This is a genomic window from Halobacterium noricense, from assembly GCF_021233435.1.
Classification (GTDB): Archaea; Halobacteriota; Halobacteria; order Halobacteriales; family Halobacteriaceae; genus Halobacterium; species Halobacterium noricense.
In genome coordinates this window covers 1,539,163-1,562,160 of record NZ_CP089468.1, presented here as the reverse complement: position 1 = coordinate 1,562,160, position 22,998 = coordinate 1,539,163, and the positions used below count along the sequence as shown (strand labels likewise).

Below are 22,998 nucleotides of genomic sequence, written 5' to 3'. Positions count from 1 at the left end.
TGCGGGGCGAGCAATAATGACACAGCAAATACAGGACACGAGACGCGAGCATCGATCCGAGGGAACCCCCTTCGCACCGCACACCGAAGCAGACGTCGAGGCGATGCTCGACGCCATCAACACCGAGTCTATCGAGGCTCTATTTGACGTTCCGCGGTCCGTTCAGTTCGACGGATCGTTCGGGATTGAGTCCGCGTCGGAACAGGCGGTCGTCCGAGACGTATCGGACACGCTTGCGCGGAACGACCAGCTTACGGAGTTCCTCGGACGCGGCCGGTACGACCACTACGTGCCCTCGCTCATCGATACTCTCTCGTTGCGCTCGGAATTCCTGACGAGTTACACACAGTACCAGCCTGAGATCGCTCAAGGGTTCCTGCAGGCGTTGTTCGAGTATCAGTCGATGCTGGTCGAACTCACCGGCCTCGAAGTCGCAAACTGTTCGATGTACGATGCGGCGACGGCGCTGGGCGAGGCAGCGCTGTTGGCCGATCGCGTCCGCGGAACCAGCGGGTCGCAGGTGCTGGTCTCGGATCTCGTCCGCGAAGAACGGCTGTCGGTCCTCGAGAACTACCTTACCGGTACCGAGCTGACGATCGAGACGTATCCGACTGCGGGCGGGACAACTGATCCGACAGCGCTCGCTGACCACGTCACCGACGAGACGGTGATGGTGTACGTCGAGAATCCCACGTCGGTCGGCACTGTTGAGGGGGACCTCTCGGCGGCCGGCGATGTCGCCGACGAGCACGACGCCACCTTCTGCTTGGGGACCGACCCTGTCGCGCTCGCGCTGCTCGAGGAACCGGCCACCGTCGGCGCGGACGTCGTCGTCGGCGATGCGAGCGTCCTCGGATTGTCACCGGCCTATGGGCTGGGCCTCGGTCTCTTCGCCTGCCGTGAGGACTACCTCCGGCAAGTACCGGGACGGCTCGTCGGCGTGAGCGAGGACGCAAACGACAACCGCGCCTACACACTGACACTGCAGACCCGTGAACAGCACATCCGCCGAGAGCGAGCCACCTCCAATATCTGCACGAATCAGGCGTGGGTCGCTTTGCGGACCGCGATCCACGTCACCTGGCTCGGCGCGACCGGGCTGGTCGACCTGGCCGAAGAGTGCGTTGAACTCCCCCGGGAACTGGCGGCTGACCTCGATGACATCGAGGGGGTTACGGCACCGGTCCACGATCAGCACCATCTCCGCGAGTTCCTCGCAGAGACTCGCCAGGATGCCGAGCGGGTTGTCGCTGACCTCGAGAGTGCCGGGTTCGCGGTTCATGCCGTCGATGACCACCGAATCCAGGTCTGCATTACTGACGCGAACCGCTCCGAACGGGACGAGTTCGTCCAGGCAGTTACTGAGGTGGTGGCCTGATGCAGCAGTACGATCAGGCCGTCTGGAGCGAGACCGATGGCCCTCGGTACGAGCCCCTACTCGCGGAAAAGAACGAACGGACAGTCAACGTCGAGGAACGGACTGCGCTCCCCGACGATTTGACTCGCGAATCGGTGACGCTTCCGGAGCTCTCGGAACCCGAAATTGCGCGACACTATACGCGCCTCTCCCAGATGAACTACGGGGTCGAGAGCGGCCCATTCCCGCTGGGGTCCTGCACGATGAAGTATAATCCCAAGTTCACCGAGGAGGTCGCCGCGCTCGCCGACGCGGCCGTTCATCCGGACCGGTCGGCCGAGAGCACGCAGGGCACGCTCGCGGTCTATGCACGCCTGCAGGATTACCTCGCGCGCATCGGCGGGATGGACGCGGTGACGCTCCAGCCGCCCGCCGGCGCGTCCGGCGAGTTCACCGGTATCCTCGTCGCCAGAGCGTACCACGAGCACAACGGCGAGGGCGACCGTAGCGAGGTGATTGTTCCGTCGAGCGCGCATGGAACGAACTTCGCGAGCGCGGTGATGGCGGGCTACGAGGTCGTCGAACTCCCGCCAGGCGAGGACGGCCGCGTCGACCTCGACGCGCTGGAAGGGGCTGTCAGCGACGACACGGCGGCGTTGATGCTCACGAACCCGAACACGCTCGGGCTCTTCGAGCGCGACATCGAGGAGATCGCCGAAATTGTCCACGACGCGGGCGGCCTGCTCTACTACGACGGCGCGAACCTCAACGCCTTACTGGGTCAGGCCCGACCGGGCGACATGGGGTTCGACATCATGCACTTCAACCTCCACAAGACGTTCGCGACGCCCCACGGCGGCGGTGGCCCCGGAGCCGGCCCGATCGGCGTCACCGAGGACCTCGCGGAATTCCTCCCTTCACCACAGGTGCGAGCCGACAGCGACGAGTACGAACTGTACGAGCCAGAACACTCCATCGGCAAGGTTCACGGCGCGATGGGGAACTGGCTCGTCCTTCTGAAAGCCTACGCCTACATCGAACGGCTCGGTGACGAGGGACTGGCGGACACGAGCGCGAAGGCGGTACTGAACGCGAACTATCTCGGATCGCAGATCGACCTCGACATTCCGTTCGGTCCGTTCCATCACGAGTTCGTCGCCAGCGCCGGCGACCGTGACGCCGCCGACTTCGCGAAGCGGATGCTCGACTACGGCGTCCACCCGCCAACGACGAAGTGGCCCGAGATCGTATCCGAGGCCCTCATGACCGAACCGACGGAAATCGAAGGGAAAGCGACCCTCGACCAGCTCGCCGAGGCGTTTAATGCGGTGGCCGGAGAGGATGAAGAGTCGCTGTCGACGGCACCGACATCGACGGCGGCCCGTCGCATCGACCAGACGAGCGCGGCTCGAAATCCCCGTCTCTCCTGGCACGCGCTGGAGTGAGGGAGTGGCGCGCCGGCTACGAACAGTCACTCTCCGCGCTCTATCAGGTGAACCGGGAGTCGGATATCTACACGAAAACGAGTCTGATGTTGGGGGTCGGCGAGTACGCTCACGAGATCTATCAGACGCTGTCGGATCTCCGGGAGGTCGGGGTTGACATCGTGACGTTGGGACAGTACCTTCAGCCCTCCCGATCGCACCTCGATGTTACCGAGTACGTCCACCCCCAACGCCTTCGATACCTGGCAGCGCGTCGCCGAAGAGGAACTGAACTTCCGCTACTGTGCCGCCGGCCCGATGGTTCGGTCCTCCTACCGTGCCGGTGAACTGTTCGTCGACGCAGTACTCGACGGCGAAGATATCGAACGGGCACGCGAGCGAGTACGGACCAAGTAGTAAACAGACGCAGAAGCCGGATACGAGGTCGAACGACCCACGGCTGAAGCCGTGGATTTTCGCCTCGAACCTTCTATTCACCTGGTTACGTCTATACGGTCACGGCCTTCTAAGGTCACCACTGGTTTTATATATTTGTTCGTATATTGGGGATATGCCATGGTATGGCATACATTAGCACCGATAGCACCAGCGTATATGGATATTGCCAATAGTCGTTGGTTGTGGCTGTCGACGCTACCAGTTGTTTCAGTCGTACTGTTGCAAGCTGTCATCTTCCTCCGTCGTGCGTGGCATGACGGGAAAGAGATGGGGCTATCAGAAGAGAAACTGAAGACGGGATTTAAGACGGGGGTGATATCGTCTATCGGCCCTTCCGTCGCGGTGTTAGCTGGGATGTTGGCCCTGATTGCGACTGTCGGTGGTCCTGTTGCATGGATGCGTCTTTCAGTGATCGGATCGGTGGCGTTTGAGCTCCCAGCTGCTGAGCTAGGCGTCAGCCAGTTCGGATACAGCCTTGGTGATGGGGACATCACTGAGACGGCGTACGCAACGGCTGTCTGGTCGATGACACTCGGTGGGACTGGTTGGTTACTCGTTTCAGCCTTTGGCACGCGGCATATGGAGGCAGTCAGAACGAAGATCAGCAACGGCGACGAAAAACTCATACCGATCATCAGCGCCGCAGCGATGCTTGGGGCGTTCGCGTACTTTCTGAGTGGTGAAGTCACTGCTGGGACTCCGGAGACTGGTTCCATCGCGGCCGGGGGTCTTGTGATGCTCATGCTGTTGGAACTCGCCGAAAGACGAGGCATTCAGTGGCTCAGAGAGTGGGCACTAGGGGCGGCGATGTTCGTTGGCCTCCTAGTCGGTGTCGCAATCCAAGTGACCGTCGGGGGTTGGTGGTAAGATGTCTAAAGGTCAGAGCGAACAAGTCAACAAGTCTCAAACGACAGACAGTAGTGACATTTATCAGGATAATTTCGTTCCGTATATCAATAAATGGGGGAGGAGGACCAACCTGCTTGCGGTCGTACTCTCGTTGGGGCCAGGAGTCACTCTGCTGGCCGTCTTCGGTATCCTTCCCCCCTCAGCGGCGATTGTCGGAGCGTTCACATCGGTCGCGATCACGTTCGGTTGGGCTTGGGTTATCGAACCGCTGTCGTATTATCCGGTGTTGGGGATTCCTGGGACGTATATGGCGTTCCTGTCGGGGAATATCTCAAATCTTCGACTACCCTGTGCCGCAGCGGCCCAGGAAGCGTCAGACGTCGAGGCAGGAACGCCGCAGGCGAGTATCATCTCGACGGTAGCAATCGCTGCTTCGATTTTCGTTAACACGGTGGTCTTGGGAATTGGTGCGGTCGCACTCGTATCAGCGTTCCAGGCACTCCCCGAAATCTGGAGAAGCGCGCTCGAATCGTACCTAGTACCCGCAGTCTTCGGTGCGATCTTCGCACAGTTCGGGAGAGACTACCCGAAGGTTGCGGGTATCGGGTTCACGATCGCGTTGACCATGACGCTGTTATTGGAACTTGGTTACTTAGCTTTCCTGCCGAGCTATCCCCTGTATGCAGTGATAATCGTCTCTGTATTCGGTACAACGCTTATCGCTCGCTGGATGTGGCAACGCGATATGATATCACCGCCCGACGAGGCAAGCGAGTAACAAAGATATTTGCACTACGAACGATCACACATTACAAGCACCCATGACAACGAACATGAACCTACCAACGGAGCAGGAACTCATCGCTCTCCGGCGTGAATTCCACGAATTCCCGGAACCCGGGTGGCGTGAGTTCTGGACAACGACCCGAATCGTCGAAGAACTCGAAAGCCTGGATGTTGACCAGATTCACATCGGGGCTGAAGCGCTCGATCCCGACGAGCGATTAGGGGTTCCAGACGAACAGGCACAATCCGAATGGCTCGAACGAGCGGCAGCTCGGACGGACCGAGACGACATCCTCGAACAGGTTGCAGGCGGGCATACTGGGGTTGTCGCAGTTGTCGATCGCGGTGACGGTCCGACGGTAGGGCTTCGCGTTGATATCGATGCTCTCCCGATCACCGAGTCGGCCAACGAGAGCCATAAGCCGACCGGCGCTGGCTACCGCTCCGAGAATGAGGGGTTTATGCACGCATGCGGCCATGACGCACACATCACGTTCGGCTTGGGAACGCTTCAAACAGTCCTCGAAAGCGATTTCAGCGGGACGTTCAAGGTCTTTTTCCAACCTTCGGAGGAGCTCCTCGGGGGCGGCAAAGCGATGGCTGCCGGGTCGCACATCGATGATGTGGACTACCTGGTCGGTACACACGTCGGACTCGACCACCCGACCGGAACCGTGGTTGCGGGCCTCGACGAAGTACTTGCCTTCTCGCGCTTCGATGTCACGTTCACTGGCGAATCTGCCCACGCCGGGTTAGCCCCGAATCAGGGCCAGAATGCGGTCCAAGCACTTGTGGATGCCACGAGCAATATCTACGGCATTCCGCGTCACAGAGATGGAGCCACTCGGGTAAACGTCGGGGAGATAAATTCCGACAACGCCGCTAATGTAATCGCCAGCAAAGCGACTGCAACGGTAGAAGTGCGCGGGGATTCGGATGAATTGATGGAGTATATGCGCGATTCAGTTCTCCGGCACATCGATTCAGCGGCGGAAGCGCAGGGCTGTGAGGCCGAGACCTCGCTTATTGGAGAAGCGATCCGTGAAGACAGCGACGAAGAGCTGGTTGATCTCGTCGACGGGATTGCAGGCGATGTCGACGAGGTCTCTTCAGTACATCGACGCGGTAGTACAGGTGCTAGCGAGGATGTGACCTACCTTATGCGAGCCGTTAAAGAGAACGGCGGGAAAGCAACGTATGTCGGAATTGGTGGCGGTAATCCTAGTGGACACCACACCCCAACGTTTGATATTGACGAAGATTGTCTGTTGATCGGTGTTTCGGTTCTCTCAGGAGCCATCCTCGACCTCTTGTCGTGAACCTCCCGCCCGCTGAGGCGCAGCCGAAGCGGGTCGCCGTTGACGAAACTACTATCAAGATTAATGATGAATGGTCTTGATAATATAATGCAATATAACCCGATGCAAAGTTGACCCCCGATGTCCAGTTGTTCGGACGACATGGCAGTAATCCAGTGGCTGCATTCTTGGCTGGATTCGGCGAGGAACACGATAGCTCTGATGCTGTGCTTGTCGTTGATCAGCCCATCTATCGAACTATCATCCCTTGATTAGGATTGAACGGTCGAGTAGACTATCCCGACCGAACCCTCGCCGAAAAATGGTTTCACTCCCCCAAAATGCGGCTCGACAGTTTCCATAACTCGTGGGTGGGCAGTCGGGCGAGCGCATGCAAATGACTTGAACAGTTCGTACATTACTACAACCATCAGAGACCGCATCAATCGCTCGATGGAAGAGCGCCCGCTCAAGAGTGCTAAACCAGCCCGTGCCACGGTTCTCATTAGGTCACTCTACAATCATCTGATCTCCCTGTCTTGGCGACTTTCCTGCCCACGAACTAGCTTACCGGACAGTCAACCCCGGTCGATGCCGGTCAGTGGAGACCGTGGAGCAGATTCGGAATGGCTACTACCACTACCGTAGATTTATACTAGCAGGAAAGTAAGGTATGGGTATGTCAGGAATAGTCTCACACCGTGGTGGTGGAAAATGAGTACGACGTACATTACTTCGGAGGATCACGTCCCTGAGGACACAGATGGTGAGGTCACGATCCAGGTCACAGATCAGGAGACAAAAGAGATTTTCCAGACGCGTGCTCGTTTGTCTCGTCAGGCGGACGAGCTTGATGACCCAGATATGCTGACAATTATGCGTGGCCCCCACGAGAACACTGAAGAACAGTGGTACATCGAGGTCATCGAAACGGAGCCGAGCACGCGTCCGATCGACGAAGCTGTGCTCCGTAAGTGTATCAGGGAGAGTCAGTCGAAATCTAATGTGGTCACAGTTCGCAGTGAAGAAGTGAGGGCGCTCGCGACGTATCTCGTAGAAGTTGGTGAATACGACTCCGTCTCGGAAGTTGTCCGTACGGTATTTCTGAACCACCTCTCGGAGACACAGTCAGACCTGCTTGATCAGTATGTTAGCCAGCGAATGGATCTCAAGCACGAACAAATGTCACAACGGCTCGTCGGAGATGATGAATAAATGACTGATATGTCGGTATCAAAACCTGTCAGTGGGTTCCGAGAGTATTTGGACCGCCTCGACGACTACGAAGTTCTGAACCGCATTCAAACACCTATCTCGTGGGACTTGGAGGCAAGCGCAGTCACGATGCTCGCGAACCGTCGGGATGACAAGATCCCCGTGTTTGAAACTGTCGAAGGTTCGGAAGTCGACGCCCGGCTCGTTGGAGACCCATACCGGGGTAGCCGGGAGCGTCCATGGGACCACATCGCAGTTGCGCTTGGACTTCCCGCTGACCTTTCCGCAGACGACTACTACGAGGAGATCATCGACCGATTACAACATCCGATCGAATCGAAAGTTGTGGATCGTGACGAGGCGGCCTGTAAATCGGTCGTACATCGCGGAGACGACGCCGATTTGCTCACATTACCGTGGCCATACATCCATGCTGGCGATGGCGGCCGGTATTCAAATTTGCATACGATGGTGGTTGATGATCCGGATTCGACGTGGACGGACTGGTCGGCCCATCGGGCGATGATCCACGACGGCGACCGCGCGAGTCTCCTCCTACTAGCAGGTGAACAAACTCCGAATATTTACTACTACAAATACGAGCGCAGGAACGAACCGATGCCGGTCGCCCTCGTCGTCGGAGGGGAACCGGTGACGCAGATGACGTCGTCGATGTGGATCCCGACCGGCCGCGACGAAGCAGCGTTCGCTGGAGGCCTCAAAGGCGACCCAGTTGAGCTCGTCGAGTGTGAGACGAACGACCTCAAAGTGCCCGCGACTGCTGAAGTCGTTATCGAAGGACGGATTAAACCAGATGAGCGACTCGATGAAGGTCCATTCGGCGACTACTTCGGTTATATGCACGGCCCTCGACGCTCGATGCCGGCGCTCCAAGTCGACGCAATCACACATCGAAAACAGCCCTACATACCGTTTTGCGTCGAAGGGTCAGGTGTCGGACACACACTCAACACCAGTGCATCGACCGAGGTCGCGTGCGTTGGGCCGGACGCAACGCTTGGCCTACGTAAAGCAGGATACGATGTCGAGAAGTGTGTGCCGTGGCGTTTCACTCCTCGAACAGTATACGTCATTTCGACGGACATCTCTCACTCTGGACACCTCCACGAACTTGCCAATTTCATCTTCACGACGTGGGGAATGCTCCATATTGACGCGTTCATCTTCGTCGACGAGGAAGTGGATGCCCTCGACACTAGAGCTGTCTTAGAGTCCGTCGCGCTCCACGCCGATCCGGACCAAGATTTCCACCAATTCGGAGTGGAGACGATGCCAAAAGTGCCACTCAACATCTACCAGACCCCAGAGGAAAAAGGGAACGCAGAAACGGGGACGTCGAAGGCGAAGACATCGAAGGCATACATCGATGCAACGAGCGAGGGCGAAAGCCGGCCAGATTGGGAGGGTGAAAAAATACGTGAAGAGGCCAGAGACATTCTCCGCCGAGCAGACGTTGACTTTGATATCACGGAGACCGAAGCATGAGTTCGTTCCGCAGCCACCTCGACGGGCTACGCGAGAAAAATGACTGTATCACCATCGAAGAACACGTACATTGGGCTAACGAAGCGACTGCCGTAGGTGCGGAGGTACTACACGCGAATGGCCCGGCAGTCCAGCTCACCGATACCGGTGGAATCGTTAACCTCGTTAGCGGGGCGTACGGGGGGCCGGACCGCTTGGCAATCCGGGAACGCGAACCGTGGTCGCGCATTACGTCTGCTCTCGGTTTGAGCCAGGACAGCTCCTATCAAGACGTCATCACTGAGCTTATCGCCGCTACGTCGGGTGAGCCGGGGAATATCGAATGGACCAACACGTTAGCAACCGCCGAGGATGTTGTCGATCTACCCTCTCTGGGCCTCCCGGCCGTGCACTCGGACGGAATTCCAACATTTACGTTGGGTATTGCAGCAGTACCGGATACCCCAGACATCCCTGGGAGAATACAGTCCGCTGACATGAGGGGTGAGGCCGTATCGGAGCCCGCGTGCTGGGCGCCAGTGCGGGGTTCTGTACACGGTGGTGATCAGCTCCGATTGAGTCTTCCTCGTGAAGTCGCTACCAGTCTCAAGCCCGGATCGCCAGTAACCATCGCACTTGGAGTTCCCCCGGCAGCACTTATCGGGACGCTGATCGATTGGCGGGGTGGAGCGAGAACGAGTGACGCGATGGCCATCGCTGCAGCGTTTGCGGACCTCGAGGTCGCCGAGAGTGTTGCAGGCCCGATTCCTTCGTCGAGCGAGGTGCTCATCGAGACCACTGTTGATACAGTCACCACAGATGTGATCCCAGCTGGACCGCCGACCCCGTGGGAGGGATTTATTGATACCGTCGGTGTGTCTGTATCCGCGACCGAACTCGCACTCAGAAACGACCCCACGGTCCCGTTCTCTCCGACGGGAGCACCGATGGCAGATGGGATTCAACTCACGGGCACTATCGAGAGTGCCCATCTGTTCAATCGACTCGACAACTACTGGGGGGTAACTCCTGTCGAATGGATCGCTCTCCCGGCAGAAGCAGGCCTCGGTATTTGTTTGATTGCCTCGGAGATTCTTTACGCGGGCTTCGAATGGCAGCTCGCGAATACGCTCTTTTCATTTTCCTCGCTATTCGACAAGGTGATCGTTCTGGAAAGTGAAACAAAGCCGGTAGACCTCGCTCGCGCGTTTGACGACATGTGGGTGAAAGCGAACCCAGCGAATGACTGGGAATTCTCCGAACCGAATGCATCCGCAGCGAGCGTCCCCTACTACCGAGATGATGGTGCGACTGGGTCGAACCTCTACGTGGATGCAACGTGGGATCCGCGGTGGGATACAGAGTACATCGCGCCACGGGTAACATTCGAAAATATGTACCCCGAAGAGCTTCGACGCGTCGTCGAAACGACGTGGGAAGAGATGGGTTTTGATCACGGACCGGAGAACGAGCCGGAGAGCTGATGGCAGTACATCACATCAGTCACGACGACAGTAGTCCCGAAGGATCGAATAGCACGTATTTCGTCCCGGAGTCCAGGCTCATCGTTGATCCTGGGCCGCCGACCGAGGGGTCGTGGCACACACTCATAGATGGGATCGAAGCTACTGAGTTCTCTATCACTGATGTCGACCATATTGTTGTCACCCACTGGCACGTCGACCACGCAGGACTTGCGCCACGACTCGCGGATGTTGCGGGTGCACAAATACACATGCATGAAGACGATGCACCACTCGTTGCGGACTACGACAACGCACGCGAGACGCGGCTTAGCCGGGACGCCGATCACCTTCGTAAATGGGGAGTACCTGACGACGTCGTGGCGGCGATTCGTGAAAACGATACAACGTCGCCGATGCCCGCGGAATATCTTGTCGTGACCCACACGTCGGGGGACCGAATTGCAGACTACACTGTTTATTCGGCACCTGGCCACACGAAGGGGCACCTCGTTATCGCGAACGGCACCTATTGCTTCGTAGGTGACGCGGTACTCCCGACGTACACTCCTAACGTTGGTGGGAGTGACACCCGGCTAGACAACGCTCTAGCCACCTACTTCGAGACGCTCGAACAGCTCGAGACAATCCTCGAAGAACACCAGACGACTCAGCCAGGGCATGGAATCAGTGTCGCTATCCCCAGTCGACTCGACGAGATACGCCAACACCACGATGATCGCGTCGAAACGATGGTGGCCACACTTGACGAAGAGGTAGCGAAAACGCCCTGGGGCGTCGCCTGCGCGTGCTTCGGGGAGATATCCGGCATCCACGCGAAGATGGGCGCAGGCGAAGCAGCCGCTCATCTTGCCTACGCAGAAGCGAATGATGACGTACAGCGCGTCGGTCTTCACCCCGTACGATACGTCCGAGCGACGTGATCTACCTCGCCTACTCGCTGACGTGAACTGAAGCACGTTAAATCTAAGGGGCAGGCTACTGGAGTTGAAGCCATGGCACTCATCGAGCAGGCCGTATCTGCCGAACAGCGCGCAGTCCGTGAACGCGCCGAGAAATTCGCGACCGAAGTTGTCGCCGAGCGCGCCGAAGAAATCGAGCAAACCGGTGACTTCCCCCGCGACGTGATTGAGGAGGCGGGCGATCGCGGACTGCTGGGAATCCTTGTGCCTGAGGAATACGGGGGTCTCGGTTCCGATTTCGTGGCGTACTGTCTTGCTATCGAGCGAATCGCCGCGGAGAGTGGTGCCGTCGCCGAGACGATTCAGGGACATACCTTCGCGGCGTTACCGGTCTTGAACTTCGGAACTGAAGCCCAGCGTGAGCGGCTTCTCGCGGATATGGTAAATGGGGAACGGGTCGCATCGATGCTCCTCACGGAACCTAACGCTGGATCTTCCCCGACAGAACTTGAGACCGTCGCGGAAACGATGGAGAATGGCTATCGGATTAACGGCGAGAAGACGTTCGGTACGAATGCCGGCGTCGCAGATATTCATCTCGTCGTTGCACGTAAGCGACCGGTGCCCGAGAATGGTCACGGGGTCAGTGTCTTCATCGTGCCAAGTCCTGACGAAGTAGACGGCTTCACCTTCGAGCGCGGCGAGTACCTCGGTATGCACGGGCACGTCACTGGAGATTCAACCTTCGATGACGTTGTTATTGACGACGACGCGATCCTCGGGAGCGTCGGAGAAGGGTTCCGGATCGCTATGGGCACCATCGACAAGGCACGTACCGGTTTGGGTGCTATTGGGACTGGTATTGCCGATGCCGCGTTCGAGAGCGCCGTCGATTACGCGGGCGATCGTGAACAAGGTGGACAGGCAGTCGGTGAGTATCAAGCGGTTCAGGTTCTCGTCGCGGAGATGGACGCGAAGCTCGCGTCAGCGCGCCATCTCGTTTACGACTCCGCGACCCAGATTGTGGAGGGCGACGGCGATACTCGATCGTCCTCGAGGGCAAAGTTCACTGCGAGCGAAGCTGCCGAGTTCGTCACTCGAAACGCGATGCAAGTGTATGGCGGCAAGGGATACCGGACAGAGTATGCTCTCGAACGGTACTACCGCGACGCCCGAATTCTCTCCATAATCGGTGGCACTGATGAGATTCAGAAGACGACCGTAGCGACGGAGCTTCTCGGGTTATAAGGAACCAGAAGGATACCCCGTTTCTCGGCATCCCCGGAGCGTGAAGCGTTCGCGTGTACGAGCGAGACGCGTCGCGTCTCGTTACGGTAGGATAAATCCGACAATTCCGACACGCCCCACCGCCGACAGCAGGCCCGGATATTCCACTCCCCTATTTGGACTTTTGCAGTCGGTGAAGGCGAATGGCCCCGGGCTTGACCCGAAGCGACTCACCGTGAGCCGTCGTGTTCGCGGCCAGTGCTTGGCGTCGTTCCGTCGAACTTGATGCGCTCGAAAATCGTTCGACACGCCTGACAGTAGTACTGGCTCTTCGAAACCTCGGAGCCGAACGTCGATTCCAGTTCGGTATCGTCGGATTCACAGAACGGACACACCGCGACTGGTGAGTCCACGTCGTCGCGGTCGGCGTCCGTTTCAGTATCCCGTGTCATCCGTGAGATGGTCTGTGAGCTCATTCAATCACGTATTCCTTGTTCGAAATCCCCTGGAGTTCGCGAACAACGTCAGATTCGACGTGGCCGCCATTACGACGTCGTCGCGTCTCGTTCCACGTGCTCGGATCGGGGACGCTGTCATCAAGCGATGGGACGGCGACGTTAGTCCCTTCGAAGAGCGCGACGTAATGCTCGTGGAATGCACCGCGTATCTCCGCAACTGCTCTATCCGTGAAACCCGCCGCGGTCAGCGGATCGTCGTCTGAGCCGTAGGTTGCTGGCCCGATGAACGCGAGTGCTCCCGGGAGGTACGTCTCCAGAGCGGCCTCGACAGCTTTGGGCTGGGAGTTAGCGAGGGACTCCAACCGTGCATCGTGGTGTTCGAGGTGGAAGTATTCGTCCTCGCCCATCTTCTGGACCATCCCCGTGAAATCCGGATGGTCGATGGCGTCCAGTAGGAGCCACGCTGCACGGTCCGTGAGTGCGACCTGAACCATGAACGAAGGCCACGTGGTTGCACGCTCGTCAAGCGTCTCTGCGTTCGCGTACTCGTCCGGTTCACGCTCGCTCTCGAGCCAGTCGCTGTCACGACCCTGATCTTCGAGCTTGCGGAAGAGCTGGCGAACTTGCCCGATTTCGTCTTGGGCGTTGCTAGCTCCTGAAATATCGTCTTCGAGACTCGGGCCCTGTAGCATCCATTCTGCATAGCGCTGCCCGAGCAGAGCTTTCGTGTCAGCAATTGCCTGAATGTAGTCGACAGCCGACTCGGGCCAGTTATCGTCGCTCATGGCTTTCCTCCTTCAATTACGGAGTGTTCCTCGACGGGGATCAGGTTGTCGTCACTAACGACAGCCATGTAGTCCCAGTCCTCTTCGTCGTAGGTTCGATAGGCGTACGTTTTCGCGAGTCGTGGGGAATCTGCGTTCACAGTTCCGACGTGCATTATGTCGTCACCAGCGCTCAATCGCGTAAAGACGTGGTATTTCGTACTCATAGACCAATCCCTGCCTCGCGGAGTTCCTCGTGGGCGTGTTCGCTGAGCATGTCCTTCGACCAAACTGGGTCCCACGTCACGTCGATGGAGACGGACGTTACGCCGTCAACGACGCGTAATACCGCACGAACGTCCTCCTGGATCATGTCGTAGGCGGGACAGCCCATACACGGATAGGTCATCGTTACGGTGACATCGCCGTCATCCACGGTGACGTCGTATATCATCGCCATCTCGACCAAACTAACCGGAATATGTGGGTCGGGCACTTCGTCCAACGTGTTCCAGAGTTCCTGCTCGAACTCATCGACGTCGTCCGGTGCGGGATGTGCCGAGTTAGGCGCAGCCGTGTTGGCGCTCATCAGGTTTCGACCTCAATTTGACCAGATTGGATCATATTGACGTACTTCTCGTTAGCCGGCCCGCGCGAGCGCCACCGGTCGATGACGTCGTCCCACGAAATGGGCTCGTCAAAGTGCCACTCTTTGTTCTCCTCGTCGAAGGCGACCGGCATGTCGTATTCGAGCACGTACTCGTCGCTCTCGTCGTCGTAGTGTGCGGGCACGTCGAGGCCCAGTTCCTCGGACAGAGGGACGATATGGCTCAGCCATTCCTGGCGGAGTTCGTCGTTCGACTTCCCCTTGATACGATACTCAAGCTGGTCGTCGTTGTGCTTTTTGTCGTCTGGGAGGCCGAACCACTCAATTCCCATCGGGAACATCCAATCGACGGCATCCTGCACGCGACTCTCCATTTTGTCCGATTTGCCGACTAAGCGGCGCATCCAGGTTTCACCGTGACGGAGGTGGAACTGCTCTTCCTTGCCGACCTTGCGGAGTGCGCGCTTCCACGGCGCGTAGGAAGTGTTCTCTTCGATGTCGCTGAGGAGAACCATTCCGGCACGGTCGAACAGTCCGTGGCCACAGACGAGTTCCGCGAACGTTTCGAGGTGCTGGTCGAATCCGTACGTATTCCGGAACTCGTGTGGTTCGCGGTCGTAGATGAGTTCTTCCCGATCCTCGCCGAGGTCCTCGAGGAGCCGGTACGCGATGTGACCGTGGCCGAGCTCATCTTGAATGACGCTCACGCAGGACGCACGAGCGTCGAGTGTCGGCGCGTTCATCGACTGCTCGTAGTATGCAGGCGCACTCATCAGCTCAGTGTCACCGGACACTTTGAGCGTGGTCTTCAGTGCGTCCCGGTACCCCTCAGTCATCTCGTCTTCCGACTCGATCATCCGCCCGTTCTGCAACTGCTTTTTAAACTCTTTCTCGCTAGGCATGGTCTGTTAGTTGTACCCAATACCCACTTGTGAACGAAGCGTAATAGAACTTTCTCTACAGTATTGGAATAGGCACCGACACGAACTATTTTAGTAGTCCCCGATGAAAGCATAGCATATGGGAGTTCAAATACGGCATGCAACTACGGAAGACGGCGAACAAATCCTCAATCTGTGGCACGGCTTCACCGACCACCTCGCCCAATACGACGACCGCTACCGACACAAAGAGCAAGCGAACGACCGGTGGCTGTCCTACTTCGAAAACCAACTCGTCGACTCGAAGTACGGAACGGTAGTTCTCGCTGAAGAGGAAAACGAACTCATCGGCGTTCTCGAAGCACGTATCGTCGGGAATCACCCAATCTTCCGACTCGCGAATCACGGTTACGTCAACGGGCTCTACGTGAAAGAAGCCCACCGTGGGCAGGGAATCGGAGCGGATCTCCTCGACAAAGCCGGCGAATGGTTCTCAACGTCGCCACGTGATGCTGATTTCTATCGCATCGATGTTTTGGCAGGCGACGAGGAGGCCACCGAGAAGCTGGAAGAGTATGGGCTCGAGCCGGTCGAACATGTCTACGAAAAAGACATCTAACATGGCCACAACATACCAAGTCGAGTTTGTCGACGAAGGTCGGACCATCGAAATCCCGGAAAACAAGCCAATTCTTGAAGCAGCTGAAGAAGCAGGTCTCGACGTGCCTTACCAATGCCGAATGGGGGTCTGTGGCGTGTGTTCAGCCATCCGTGTTGAAGAGGGAGACGTCGAACAAGTCGAAGGAATGTTCCTTTCTGGTGGGGAGAAGGAGGAAGGATATGTCCTTACTTGCGTGGCGACACCGCGCTCAGACCTCCGCCTTCGAACTAACGAGAGCCCGTAACTTCGGCTTCAAGTCGACGCGAAGAGGAACGCGGCGTCGTTCGTTCTTCCATCGTTGCTCGATCGCTCAACATCCCTGGTTTCGACCATCCCAGTATACATTTACTGAATACAAATGTGTGTCTCCAGTCTCGACCCCCTGAGGTAGTAGCCATTACGGAAATACAGTCGTAAGCGAATACGGGAATGGATTACATTTATACAACTGTAAAGCATAGGCGAGAAGTTGCCAACACTAGATGCGAATACAAATTCGTATACTAGAATAATCGCCGGATTCGCCGCCTAAAAACCTTCTATGGGGGCTGCTCGTTGCTTCCGGCGGGGACTGCCCACTCGGTGTCAGCCGGGTCGGTCAATCCTGAAGGGTGAGACGCTACGCTTTGTGACCGGCAGAACTGGCATCGCCACGAAGTCGGCACTCGTACCCTGTGAGGCTTCGATGGATTTGGTTCGTGTCGGTCGGCGCGGCTGGCTCGCTTGTTTGATTTGCGAGGAACGCTCGCCGCGATAGACACCGAATCAACTGCCAGGTTTCCGCGTCAGGACTCGCGAACAAGCGGTTAGTCAATCACGAGTACAAGCGCGTTCCGCAACCAATATTTTGCAGGCCCATACCGTCCAAAATATTGTCTCGTCGCACTCTAAAAATGTGTTCTACTGATTCGCTTCTGGATTCGTTGAGAAGTGGGGAAAGAATTCGTCGAGGTCCGGGTCCGAGTCGCGAAGAGCGTAGACGCCGTCGGTCGCTGAAACTACATCGTGTGTCTCCAGATGCTCGAGGTGGACGTGAGCTTCACCCGGTCCGTGAAGGATGTGAATTTCGTGAAGTTCCCCGAAGAGCCTGTGGCTCACGGACCACGTATCGAGAGGACCGAATTCACGCAACACGTTTACGACGTGTCTTGTACGATCGCGGTGATGATGATAGATCTCTCTTGCCCGTTCGCTTGGGTCATCGATACGCTCACGATGGCCTGGCCAGACTGCCGCCAGGTCGAGGGAAACAAGCTCGGCGAGCGTATCGAGATACGTTGCAAGAGCATCGTCGAGACGGACATCCGCCCCACCAATATTTGGTGTATAATGCGGGAGTAAAACGTCCCCTCCCCAGAGGAGACGTTCATCAGAACTCAAATAGCCAACGTGGCCGGCAGTGTGACCCGGAAGGTGGCAAGCAGTAAGTTCGTACGGGCCAGCGCGCACCGTTTCGCCGTCTGAAATGGGCTCGACAGTCAGCGTGCCAGTACTCAAGTCAATCTCACGTTCGAATTCAGCACGTAGCTCCTCACGTTTCGCTTCCGGCATTCCCCAGTCAGCGAAGGAGCTCTCCTGTCGATCACGAAGTTCCTGAATAGCGCCACTTTCGTGGGCCGCGAGGTGAGCATCGGTCGGATGCATACGGACAGTAGCATCACTTTTCTGTTGAATCCAACCTGCGAGGCCAGCATGATCTCCGTGGTAATGTGTTAGCAGGATCTGGTCAATATCTGCAACGGAGTATCCGACGCTAGCCAGACCGTCTTCTACTTGTGCTCGTATTTTCTGGTCATCGAAGCCTGAATCAAGAAGGGTAAGCGGCCCTTCGGCGCCTTCACCCAGCAGATAGATGGTGTTCTCACCTTCAAAGACTGCGTTTTGCAGACTAATCGACTGCATAGTTGATGATACGGTATGGCCACGCGTTTACAAATCTACCGGTTAGATCCCTGGGCGTTGTGTCTGAATCGAGTTGGTCTTCTTTCAGCCAGTCGGAAACGTATACCAAATAGGCTGAAGCAATCGGATTCCATACCACAAATAGAATCGAGGGCCGGTTATCCTTCTGCCCGAGCTTGATCCCCGCTGTTACCTCCACCCATCGAGATATCTCGTTTCTCGAGGAACTCTTCGACCGCTACGATGACCCCGCTACGGAAGTACAGGAATAGCACGATGAGCAGCAGGCCGAAAATCGCGGTTCGCCAGCTCGATGCGTACGTCCCGAGCGCAGCTTCGATGAGTTCGACGATGACCGCACCGACAATTGGTCCGTAGGTCCGTCGAATTCCTCCGACGATGAGGGCGATCAAGGCGATGAAGTCGACTGCGAGGAACGTGAACACCGAGGGGGTAATGTACGACGCCTCACGGGCCAGCATCGTCCCGGCGACTGCGATGAGAACGCCGGCGACGAACCCTGCGATTGCCTTGTATCGGACGACGTTGATGCCGATAGATTCGGCCGCAGTTTCGTCTTCACGGATCGCCTCAAACGCGACTCCGTAGCGTGAGGACTCAATTAGCCACAGGTACATGACCATTCCAGCGAGCAGGAACGCTAGTGTGATGTAGTAGATTACGACCCCCGTTGATACGCCTGCGGCGTCCGCGATACTGCTTAGCGAGAACAGTTCGTAGGGGAATCCAGTCGATCCGCCTGTGAAGCCGCGAGCGCCGATGAACACTTCCTCGAAAACCAACTGGAGGTTCAACGTCAGGATCGAAATGAGGATGACGGTGAAACGCTGTCGGGCGGAGATCCAACTGACTGAGAAACCGATAATTCCACATAGAAGCGCGGCGACTGGGAGTCCAATCCACGGTGAAACACCGACGCTGTCGGCAATCAGAGCCGTGGTGTAAGCCCCGAAGCCACCGAGACCACCCATGAAGAGGAACAGCTGGTCGTTGTGTCCGAACACGATATTCAGCGCGAGCGCGAACAGAGCGAACAGGACGATTCGGGAGAGCACGCCGATATAGTAGCCGCTTTCCAGTATCGGGAGCGGAGCGATGACGAACAGGAGACCAACGAATGCGAGTTTGCGTGCGCCCGGGAGAACGTCGCTGTTCATGACGACATCACCTCCGGTCGGATGAGCAGGAAAACGATTGCGGCGCTGAAGAGGACAACTGTTGCGAAGTACGATCCGATGAAGAAGTTCGCATATGTGTTAACCAGCCCGAGTAGAAGACCGGCGATGACGGCGCCGATGATGCTCCGGACTCCACCGACAATCGAGACGATGAGTGCGAACGTCGTGTACTGGAAGCTGGTCGAGACGCTGACGTTTGACCGTGCGGCTGCGAGAATGCCGGCTAGCCCCGCGACCAGTGCCGAGAGGACGAATACTAGGGTTCGAATCTGTCGCGGGTCAATTCCGACTAGACGAGCGCCACGCTCGTCTTGGAAGATTGTTCGCGTCGCCTTTCCGAGAAACGTCTGGTTCAGGAAGAGGAATAGAACGGCTAAGACCACCGCTGCGACGATGATGCTCACTACAGATGTCCCGGTGACGACGGAGCTCCCGACGCGAATCGGCGAAATATTCAGCGGGAGCGAGTACTGTGAGGAGACGTAGTTGATCATGATACCTTCCAGTAGGACTGAAAGCCCTAATGTCGTAAAAATGCCAAGTAGGATGCGTTCCTCGCCTTCGGAGCGGTATACGAGTGAGAGAAGTGTCCGATCGACGAGTAAACTGAAAACGCCGACCAGCGCGAGGCCTCCAAAAACGGCCGCTGGAAGCGGAGCTCCCGCGTCAACTAATAGCGCGGAACTGATAGCTGCGATTACTGCGAATGCCCCGATTGCTAGATTCAGCACTTCTCCGAGCCCATACACAAGCGTGATACCCACGCCGAGCAGCGCTAAGGACGCGCCGAACGCAAGCCCGTCAATAGCGAGCGCCGCGAGTGTGCTAACTGATACCATTTATGGCTTTAATTCACAGGTTCTATTAAATACTTTACGACTGCCCAGACTTATGATGTGTTCTTGTGTCATTTTGTGAATGGGCGGGCTGCCGCCCGCAAGCACTACGGGCAGCGTAGAGGGGCGGAAGTGCCTTCCCACACCGCAGGCAGTCTCAATTCCCGGGATCCAGCGCAGGGAGCGGTTCGGTCCGGTACTCCTCCCGAAGACTGTAGTTGCCCGACGGATGGTACGGCGGTGCTTCCGTCGAAAGAGTACTGTACAGCTGAACCTGATTCTTGAGTTCGCCGTACTCGGAGTACTGGATCGGTTCAGGGAACAACGTTTCGAACTCGATGTTGCGGATCGCCTCGGTAACCGCTTCAGGGTTCGACTCACCCGCATTTTCGATTGCTTGTGCAATCATTTTGCCGGTGATGTACCCGTAGGAAGTGTGCGTGTCGAACTGCTCTCCTACTTGCTCTCCGAAGCGCTGTGCAACCTCTGCGAATTTGTCGGTGTACACGTCCGTCATGTGAACGTGCGTAAAGCCACGAGTTGCGTTGTCACCCAACGCGGATCGGATGACTGTCGGCGGCAGTCCGGGACCGGTGATCACGTCAGGGTTGTAGCCGAGTTCATAGAGCTGTTGCGAGATCGATAGCGAACCCGGCGGGTGCCCACTCGCAATCACCAACTCGACGTCCTGTGAAATCTGTCGGATGTACGAACTGAAGTCGCTTGCCCCAACAGGTGCAACTTGGATGTTTACGTCAACGTCGAAGTGTTCGTTTATAGCGGATTTGACTGACCGCCCCCACGCATAGTCACCAACGATGGCTGCAACGTTCTGATAGTTAGCATCGCTGACGAACTCTGCCTGCGCCTGCATGGTCGTTGCCGCGGGTAGCAGGCCGAGACGAAATGAGTGGCGCGTCTCCGAGGTGATTGTCTCGTCGGAACCGGCCATGTGCATCACCATCGGAATGCCAAGTTCCTGCGCGGTTCGTGATGTCCGAATTCCGACGTCGGAGCTCACGGGCCCCGTGGCGGCCACGATGTCGTTCTGCTCGGCAAACCGGTCAAAGATGGACGAGGCCTCCGCAGGATCGCTCTCTGAATTCGCCTCGACGATGTTCAGATTCCGGCCGTCAAGGACGCCCCCATTACTGTTAATCTCGTCGACTGCGAAGGATAGGCCAGCCGAATGGGCCTGTCCCCATGGGGCGAACCCACCGGAGAGCGGCTGTACTGACCCGATGTTGATGGAGTTTGAACCGCTGCTACCACCGCCGTTACCACTGGTGCTAGTTGTGCTGCCTCCGTCGTCTCCGTCGGTGCCGTTCCCGTCTCCCCCGCCCAAGCAGCCTGCGAGGAGTCCGAGCGTTGCTGCGCCACCGGTGGCTTTCAAAACTGCGCGCCTGTCGTAGGATTCTCGCGACATTATCATTATCAATCACACAACTCGGGGTTTTTAATTTGGCGGATGTTAACAGCCACAAATAGCATTATTATTATAATTAAATAGAACGGATATATCCAACAGGAACGGCAACCTTCCCGGGGGATATTACGAAAAACAGGTCTCAAATCGTCGAAATTGCCGTATCTGAGAAAATCATTCGACGCACTGTTCGAAGGCGTGAGCAGTCCGTAGCACGGTTGCATCGTCGAAGTGCTGACCGACGAACATCACGCCAACTGGAAGCCCGTTGCTCGTTCCGGCCGGAACCGAAATAGCGGGATGGCCGGTCACGTCGAACGGAGACGTGTTGGCGAGCATGTCTACTGCACGATCGATGATCTGCAGGTTGGAGGGGTTCTCGATCCGTTCGTGGGCTGTTTGTGGCGTCGTTGGCATCGCCAGTACATCGACATCTTTGAGGGCGTCATCGTACGCAGCGGCGAGATCGCGCGACAGGTTCTGCGCCTTGGCGTAGTAGTGGCTGTGGTACTCCTCAGCGAGGTACTCTCCAAGCGTCGCTACGAGTTTGATCGTCGGAGGATACTCGTCGGCGTTCTTCCGGCGAGCCTCGGCAAACGCTTCCATCAAGTCAGTATCGTAATACCCGTTTCCGAAATGACCGAAGCCCTCACCAGCGATGGTCGCGGTCGTCCCCTCGTTGGCGACTCCGTTCCAAATCGGCAGTCCATCGAGGTGCATCGGGATTGAGACAGCAGTGGTCTCCGCACCCGCCTCAGCAAAGGCGTCAAGCGCGCCCCGAACCGTGTTATCGACGTCCGGCTCGCTCTCCTCGTGGCCGAAACCTTGCTCTAGAACGCCGATCGTGAGATCGCCAGGAGTCGGGTCTTTGTCGGTCACGTCGGTGTAGGACTGGGTTGTGATCGTCCCCTGTCGAGGGTCTAGCGGATCCTTGCCAGCGATTACTTCGAGGACGCGGGCACAGTCGACGACGTTCCGCGCGAGCGGGCCAGTGTGGTCGAATGAACGTCCTAGGCCAAGGATGCCCGTATACGGAACTAACCCGTACGTCGGTTTATGACCGACACAGCCGCACCATGCGGCCGGAATACGTATCGAGCCGGCCTGGTCACCACCGATTGCGACGTCGACGTCTTCGGTTACGACGGCTGCAGCCGATCCGCTCGACGAGCCTCCTGCTAAGTGGTCTGTGTCGTGGGGGTTTTTGACGGGACCGAACGCGGACATCTCTCCGCTGCCGGAAAACGCGAGATTTTCCATGTTCAGCTTCCCCGTAATCGATGCTCCGGAGTCGAGCAACCGTGTGACGATGGTTGCGTCGATTGAGGGCACGTATCCCGGAACGACAGTAGACCCAAATGTCATTTCGACGTCGGCCAGGGAGACGTTATCCTTCAGGCCGACGTCGTATCCAGAGAGCAGTCCCGAGTCGGCCCCTGAGACTTCACAGGTTCGGATAAATGCATTAAGTGGGTCGTCCTCGGTCGATGGTTTGACACCCGCACGCCCGTCCGGATACTTGACTTCCGGCTTTGACGGCGACAGTTCTTCCAAGCGCTCGTATGCACCGAGTAGCTCCGGGATGACTGCCGCCATCTCTTCGATTTCTTCTTCGGACAGTTCCATGTGATGAACTGCAGCATACTGTTCGATTTCATCGGCAGTCGGTGGCCGTGGATTGGACATGCCTTGTCAGTGTGGGTACCGATAACATATAGAAGTATTGTCCACGTTTGGCGTTTCGCAGCACAGGTACGAGTCTGATGAAAGGCCGCCAA

General features: G+C 57.3%; 22 protein-coding genes and 3 pseudogenes. 15 read left to right on the top strand and 10 right to left on the bottom strand.

The genetic code is table 11. The features are described 5' to 3' along the window. The first annotated feature begins 16 nt into the window (after positions 1-16). The 13 genes and pseudogenes from gcvPA (at position 17) to LT974_RS08235 (ending at position 12,507) form a co-directional block, all read left to right on the top strand. Positions 17-1,378, top strand: a complete 1,362-nt coding sequence (gcvPA, locus tag LT974_RS08290) for an aminomethyl-transferring glycine dehydrogenase subunit GcvPA (protein WP_232590235.1) — start codon at positions 17-19, stop codon at positions 1,376-1,378. Further along, a complete protein-coding gene (gene gcvPB / locus LT974_RS08285; RefSeq protein WP_232587207.1) occupies positions 1,378-2,802 on the top strand; it encodes an aminomethyl-transferring glycine dehydrogenase subunit GcvPB in 1,425 nt (474 codons plus the stop codon). Before gcvPA ends, gcvPB begins: the two co-directional genes overlap by 1 nt. Continuing rightward, positions 2,799-3,198: pseudogene (locus LT974_RS08280) on the top strand (lipoyl synthase); the annotation flags it as partial. The gene gcvPB and the pseudogene LT974_RS08280, both read left to right, overlap by 4 nt. Before the next feature lie 198 nt (positions 3,199-3,396). After that, the gene (locus LT974_RS08275; RefSeq protein ID WP_232587206.1) at positions 3,397-4,107 is read left to right on the top strand and encodes a DUF5058 family protein; all 711 of its coding nucleotides are present in this window, start codon (positions 3,397-3,399) and stop codon (positions 4,105-4,107) included. 1 nt (position 4,108) lies between these two features. Beyond that, the gene (locus LT974_RS08270) at positions 4,109-4,867 is read left to right on the top strand and encodes a hypothetical protein (protein ID WP_232587205.1); all 759 of its coding nucleotides are present in this window, start codon (positions 4,109-4,111) and stop codon (positions 4,865-4,867) included. A gap of 43 nt (positions 4,868-4,910) precedes the next feature. Beyond that, complete coding sequence (locus LT974_RS08265; RefSeq protein WP_232587204.1) at positions 4,911-6,194, top strand: amidohydrolase; 1,284 nt, start codon at positions 4,911-4,913, stop codon at positions 6,192-6,194. 8 nt (positions 6,195-6,202) lie between these two features. Then, positions 6,203-6,655, top strand: a pseudogene (locus LT974_RS08260) (integrase core domain-containing protein); the annotation flags it as partial. Positions 6,656-6,887: 232 nt separating this feature from the next. After that, the gene (locus LT974_RS08255) at positions 6,888-7,388 is read left to right on the top strand and encodes a hypothetical protein (protein WP_232587203.1); all 501 of its coding nucleotides are present in this window, start codon (positions 6,888-6,890) and stop codon (positions 7,386-7,388) included. A gap of 9 nt (positions 7,389-7,397) precedes the next feature. Then, positions 7,398-8,894, top strand: coding sequence for a UbiD family decarboxylase (locus LT974_RS08250; RefSeq protein WP_408611714.1), 1,497 nt, complete (start codon positions 7,398-7,400; stop codon positions 8,892-8,894). Then, positions 8,891-9,163 (top strand): annotated as a pseudogene (locus LT974_RS17925) (3-octaprenyl-4-hydroxybenzoate carboxy-lyase); the annotation flags it as partial. The gene LT974_RS08250 and the pseudogene LT974_RS17925, both read left to right, overlap by 4 nt. Before the next feature lie 417 nt (positions 9,164-9,580). Then, complete coding sequence (locus LT974_RS17825) at positions 9,581-10,357, top strand: hypothetical protein (protein WP_332840541.1); 777 nt, start codon at positions 9,581-9,583, stop codon at positions 10,355-10,357. Next, positions 10,357-11,280 carry an MBL fold metallo-hydrolase gene (locus LT974_RS08240; RefSeq protein WP_232587200.1) on the top strand — a complete coding sequence of 308 codons (924 nt, stop codon included), beginning with the start codon at positions 10,357-10,359 and terminating at the stop codon, positions 11,278-11,280. Before LT974_RS17825 ends, LT974_RS08240 begins: the two co-directional genes overlap by 1 nt. Positions 11,281-11,352: 72 nt before the next feature. Then, positions 11,353-12,507 carry an acyl-CoA dehydrogenase family protein gene (locus LT974_RS08235; protein ID WP_232587199.1) on the top strand — a complete coding sequence of 385 codons (1,155 nt, stop codon included), beginning with the start codon at positions 11,353-11,355 and terminating at the stop codon, positions 12,505-12,507. A gap of 209 nt (positions 12,508-12,716) precedes the next feature. On the opposite strand, the gene LT974_RS08230 is transcribed toward LT974_RS08235, so the two are convergent. Genes LT974_RS08230 through LT974_RS08210 form a run of 5 tightly spaced genes read right to left on the bottom strand, consistent with a single transcriptional unit; the run spans position 12,717 to position 15,217 of the window. After that, the gene (locus tag LT974_RS08230; RefSeq protein WP_232587198.1) at positions 12,717-12,962 is read right to left on the bottom strand and encodes a PaaD-like zinc ribbon domain-containing protein; all 246 of its coding nucleotides are present in this window, start codon (positions 12,960-12,962) and stop codon (positions 12,717-12,719) included. Then, positions 12,959-13,729: a Phenylacetic acid catabolic protein gene (locus LT974_RS08225; protein WP_232587197.1), complete on the bottom strand. Its 771-nt coding sequence runs from the start codon at positions 13,727-13,729 to the stop codon at positions 12,959-12,961. The genes LT974_RS08230 and LT974_RS08225 overlap by 4 nt, the downstream gene beginning before the upstream one ends. Further along, complete coding sequence (locus LT974_RS08220; RefSeq protein WP_232587196.1) at positions 13,726-13,935, bottom strand: phenylacetic acid degradation PaaB family protein; 210 nt, start codon at positions 13,933-13,935, stop codon at positions 13,726-13,728. Before LT974_RS08220 ends, LT974_RS08225 begins: the two co-directional genes overlap by 4 nt. Continuing rightward, the gene (locus LT974_RS08215; protein ID WP_232587195.1) at positions 13,932-14,297 is read right to left on the bottom strand and encodes a metal-sulfur cluster assembly factor; all 366 of its coding nucleotides are present in this window, start codon (positions 14,295-14,297) and stop codon (positions 13,932-13,934) included. The genes LT974_RS08220 and LT974_RS08215 overlap by 4 nt, the downstream gene beginning before the upstream one ends. Further along, a complete protein-coding gene (locus LT974_RS08210) occupies positions 14,297-15,217 on the bottom strand; it encodes a Phenylacetic acid catabolic protein (protein WP_232587194.1) in 921 nt (306 codons plus the stop codon). Before LT974_RS08210 ends, LT974_RS08215 begins: the two co-directional genes overlap by 1 nt. 118 nt (positions 15,218-15,335) lie before the next feature. Between LT974_RS08210 and LT974_RS08205 the strand changes: the two genes are divergently transcribed. Both LT974_RS08205 and LT974_RS08200 read left to right on the top strand, forming a co-directional pair. Next, positions 15,336-15,815: a GNAT family N-acetyltransferase gene (locus LT974_RS08205; protein WP_232587193.1), complete on the top strand. Its 480-nt coding sequence runs from the start codon at positions 15,336-15,338 to the stop codon at positions 15,813-15,815. Between the two features lies 1 nt (position 15,816). Continuing rightward, positions 15,817-16,101 (top strand): 2Fe-2S iron-sulfur cluster-binding protein, encoded by a 285-nt coding sequence (locus LT974_RS08200; RefSeq protein ID WP_408611713.1) that lies wholly within the window; start codon positions 15,817-15,819, stop codon positions 16,099-16,101. A 656-nt stretch (positions 16,102-16,757) separates the two neighbouring features. Here LT974_RS08200 and LT974_RS08195 read toward each other — a convergent pair. From LT974_RS08195 to LT974_RS08175, 5 genes are all read right to left on the bottom strand, one after another. Beyond that, a complete protein-coding gene (locus LT974_RS08195) occupies positions 16,758-17,759 on the bottom strand; it encodes an MBL fold metallo-hydrolase (protein WP_232587191.1) in 1,002 nt (333 codons plus the stop codon). A gap of 158 nt (positions 17,760-17,917) precedes the next feature. After that, positions 17,918-18,937, bottom strand: a complete 1,020-nt coding sequence (locus LT974_RS08190; RefSeq protein ID WP_232587190.1) for a branched-chain amino acid ABC transporter permease — start codon at positions 18,935-18,937, stop codon at positions 17,918-17,920. Further along, positions 18,934-19,797, bottom strand: coding sequence for a branched-chain amino acid ABC transporter permease (locus tag LT974_RS08185; protein ID WP_232587189.1), 864 nt, complete (start codon positions 19,795-19,797; stop codon positions 18,934-18,936). Before LT974_RS08185 ends, LT974_RS08190 begins: the two co-directional genes overlap by 4 nt. Before the next feature lie 154 nt (positions 19,798-19,951). Next, positions 19,952-21,226, bottom strand: coding sequence for an ABC transporter substrate-binding protein (locus tag LT974_RS08180; RefSeq protein ID WP_232587188.1), 1,275 nt, complete (start codon positions 21,224-21,226; stop codon positions 19,952-19,954). 168 nt (positions 21,227-21,394) lie between these two features. Continuing rightward, on the bottom strand, positions 21,395-22,906 hold the full coding sequence (locus tag LT974_RS08175; RefSeq protein WP_269785363.1) for an amidase: 1,512 nt from the start codon (positions 22,904-22,906) through the stop codon (positions 21,395-21,397). Between the last annotated feature and the right edge of the window lie 92 nt (positions 22,907-22,998).

Excerpts from the sequence above, each read along its gene's own strand:
- gcvPA (WP_232590235.1), top strand. The coding sequence starts at position 17 with ATGACACAGCAAATACAGGACACGAGACGCGAGCATCGATCCGAGGGA.
- gcvPB (WP_232587207.1), top strand. The coding sequence starts at position 1,378 with ATGCAGCAGTACGATCAGGCCGTCTGGAGCGAGACCGATGGCCCTCGG.
- LT974_RS08275 (WP_232587206.1), top strand. The coding sequence starts at position 3,397 with ATGGATATTGCCAATAGTCGTTGGTTGTGGCTGTCGACGCTACCAGTT.
- LT974_RS08270 (WP_232587205.1), top strand. The coding sequence starts at position 4,109 with ATGTCTAAAGGTCAGAGCGAACAAGTCAACAAGTCTCAAACGACAGAC.
- LT974_RS08265 (WP_232587204.1), top strand. The coding sequence starts at position 4,911 with ATGACAACGAACATGAACCTACCAACGGAGCAGGAACTCATCGCTCTC.
- LT974_RS08255 (WP_232587203.1), top strand. The coding sequence starts at position 6,888 with ATGAGTACGACGTACATTACTTCGGAGGATCACGTCCCTGAGGACACA.
- LT974_RS08250 (WP_408611714.1), top strand. The coding sequence starts at position 7,398 with ATGTCGGTATCAAAACCTGTCAGTGGGTTCCGAGAGTATTTGGACCGC.
- LT974_RS17825 (WP_332840541.1), top strand. The coding sequence starts at position 9,581 with ATGGCCATCGCTGCAGCGTTTGCGGACCTCGAGGTCGCCGAGAGTGTT.
- LT974_RS08240 (WP_232587200.1), top strand. The coding sequence starts at position 10,357 with ATGGCAGTACATCACATCAGTCACGACGACAGTAGTCCCGAAGGATCG.
- LT974_RS08235 (WP_232587199.1), top strand. The coding sequence starts at position 11,353 with ATGGCACTCATCGAGCAGGCCGTATCTGCCGAACAGCGCGCAGTCCGT.
- LT974_RS08230 (WP_232587198.1), bottom strand. The coding sequence starts at position 12,962 with ATGAGCTCACAGACCATCTCACGGATGACACGGGATACTGAAACGGAC.
- LT974_RS08225 (WP_232587197.1), bottom strand. The coding sequence starts at position 13,729 with ATGAGCGACGATAACTGGCCCGAGTCGGCTGTCGACTACATTCAGGCA.
- LT974_RS08220 (WP_232587196.1), bottom strand. The coding sequence starts at position 13,935 with ATGAGTACGAAATACCACGTCTTTACGCGATTGAGCGCTGGTGACGAC.
- LT974_RS08215 (WP_232587195.1), bottom strand. The coding sequence starts at position 14,297 with ATGAGCGCCAACACGGCTGCGCCTAACTCGGCACATCCCGCACCGGAC.
- LT974_RS08210 (WP_232587194.1), bottom strand. The coding sequence starts at position 15,217 with ATGCCTAGCGAGAAAGAGTTTAAAAAGCAGTTGCAGAACGGGCGGATG.
- LT974_RS08205 (WP_232587193.1), top strand. The coding sequence starts at position 15,336 with ATGGGAGTTCAAATACGGCATGCAACTACGGAAGACGGCGAACAAATC.
- LT974_RS08200 (WP_408611713.1), top strand. The coding sequence starts at position 15,817 with ATGGCCACAACATACCAAGTCGAGTTTGTCGACGAAGGTCGGACCATC.
- LT974_RS08195 (WP_232587191.1), bottom strand. The coding sequence starts at position 17,759 with ATGCAGTCGATTAGTCTGCAAAACGCAGTCTTTGAAGGTGAGAACACC.
- LT974_RS08190 (WP_232587190.1), bottom strand. The coding sequence starts at position 18,937 with ATGAACAGCGACGTTCTCCCGGGCGCACGCAAACTCGCATTCGTTGGT.
- LT974_RS08185 (WP_232587189.1), bottom strand. The coding sequence starts at position 19,797 with ATGGTATCAGTTAGCACACTCGCGGCGCTCGCTATTGACGGGCTTGCG.
- LT974_RS08180 (WP_232587188.1), bottom strand. The coding sequence starts at position 21,226 with ATGATAATGTCGCGAGAATCCTACGACAGGCGCGCAGTTTTGAAAGCC.
- LT974_RS08175 (WP_269785363.1), bottom strand. The coding sequence starts at position 22,906 with ATGTCCAATCCACGGCCACCGACTGCCGATGAAATCGAACAGTATGCT.